Origin of the sequence: Actinospica acidithermotolerans, assembly GCF_018139625.1 — a bacterium.
Lineage (GTDB): Bacteria > Actinomycetota > Actinomycetes > Streptomycetales > Catenulisporaceae > Actinospica > Actinospica acidithermotolerans.
In genome coordinates this window covers 1-1,682 of record NZ_JAGSOH010000265.1, presented here as the reverse complement: position 1 = coordinate 1,682, position 1,682 = coordinate 1, and the positions used below count along the sequence as shown (strand labels likewise).

Below are 1,682 nucleotides of genomic sequence, written 5' to 3'. Positions count from 1 at the left end.
GCCCCTGCCCGCCGCACCGGCCGCTCACCCGCAGTCCGCGGCAGCAGCCGAGCCCGAAAACCTCGACCCCGGTCCCGACCTGACCGAAGCCCAACTGGAAGCCGAACTGGGCCCCAGCAAGAGCTGAACCGCGCCGCTCACAAGACAGCCGGCCGATCAACCGCCGCCGCCGCGACCGCTGCACACCATCGACGCAGCGGTCCCGGACGACCTCGCCCGAACCGCGAACCACCAGTAAGCCGCCCAACCATCGCCGCGGGCAATGCGGCAAGCGGCCGATCGGGTCCGGTGTCCGTCGTACGTGCGGGTCTCGGTTACGCGTCGGCTTCGGCCTTGCTGAGGCGGCGGAGGTGGTCGAGGAGGACGGGGTCGAGGCGACCGGGGACGAGGCGCTCCTCGAGGTTCTCCACGCCGGCCCAGGTGGCGAGGACGCGGTCGAGCTCGGCGGTGGTGACGTCGCCGGCGATGTAGCCCTGGGCGCCGAGGAGGGACCTGACCTCTTCGGCGAGGGGGCCGGACAGGGGCATGAGGTCGGCCGGGTTGGGCTTGCCGAACAGCAGTTCGTGGATCGTCAGCAGGCGAGCGAGTTCGGGGATCGGGGTCGGGTGGTCGTCCACGCGCAGGTCCACGATCACGTCGTCGCCGCCGCCGTAACCGCCCTCGTCGCCGACGACGAACAGTGCCGCGCTCTGCCTGCCGCGCTTGTCGCCGCCCGCGCGGTCGCCGGCGGCGAGGGCTTCGAGCAGGCGGCGGGCGAGCGGCTCGCGGGGGTCGGAGCCCAGCCAGGCCTCTTCCATCAGGGCTATGACCCGGGAGCCCTCGAGGATGTTGCCCTGGATGGCGTAGCCGTCGCCCGCCACTCCCCCGGCCCAGTCGGTGCACTCCTTGCCGGTGTACGTGGCCGAGGTGCCGTGCGCGTCGACCACGCCGATCTGCCGCTGCTCGCGCTGACCGTCCAGCTTGGTGAGGGTGTCCACCATCTCCTGCGCGTTCGCACCGTTGGTCAGCAGCGCGAGGCCGTCCGACTTGTAGGCGGTGTTGGCCCACGCCTGGGTGGCGATGGCGCCGACCCCGGCGCGAGCGGCGGGGACGACGGAGCCCGCTGCGAGGAACTTGCTGGCGACCGCTACGCCGAACTCGGAGCGGTCGGCGTTGGCGGCGACGATCGAGAAGGTCATGGCGTCAGCTTTTCAGGCACGACGCCGGTTCGGATAGACACGGGGAGAATTCGCTACCGAGTGGCAATTGGGTGATCGTCCCAGGGACGCGACAGCCGCACAGGGCGATGGCGGAACGGCAACCGAGCAAGCACTGCCAGGGACATAACGGGTGCCTGGGGCGATCGCCGAGCGGCAACCGGGCGGCGAGCGCCAGAAGGCGACACGGCAGCCAACACAGGGCGATGGCCGAGCTGCAACCGAGCAAGCACTACCAGGGACATAACGGGTGCCTGGGGCGATCGCCGAACGGCAACCCGGCGGCGATCGTCGGCAGGGACGCGACAGCCGCACAGGGCGATGGCCGAGCGCGCAACCGGGCGGCGATCGCTGGTAGGCGGCGCGGCGGCTCCCTCGGGTTCAGGCCTCCAGGACGGGGAGTAGTTCGGGGAGGTGGCCGTCGTGTTCGCGGCCTACGGAGATGCGGTCGGCGGGGACGGGGCCGTAGGTGGTGGTGCGCTGGCG

At 71.6% G+C, this 1,682-nt stretch carries 1 protein-coding gene; it reads right to left on the bottom strand.

What is annotated here, in order from left to right:
* Positions 1–314 precede the first annotated feature (314 nt).
* A complete protein-coding gene (locus KDK95_RS34555; RefSeq protein ID WP_212522575.1) occupies positions 315–1,178 on the bottom strand; it encodes a DUF1028 domain-containing protein in 864 nt (287 codons plus the stop codon).
* Positions 1,179–1,682 lie beyond the last annotated feature (504 nt).

Excerpts from the sequence above, each read along its gene's own strand:
- KDK95_RS34555 (WP_212522575.1), bottom strand. The coding sequence starts at position 1,178 with ATGACCTTCTCGATCGTCGCCGCCAACGCCGACCGCTCCGAGTTCGGC.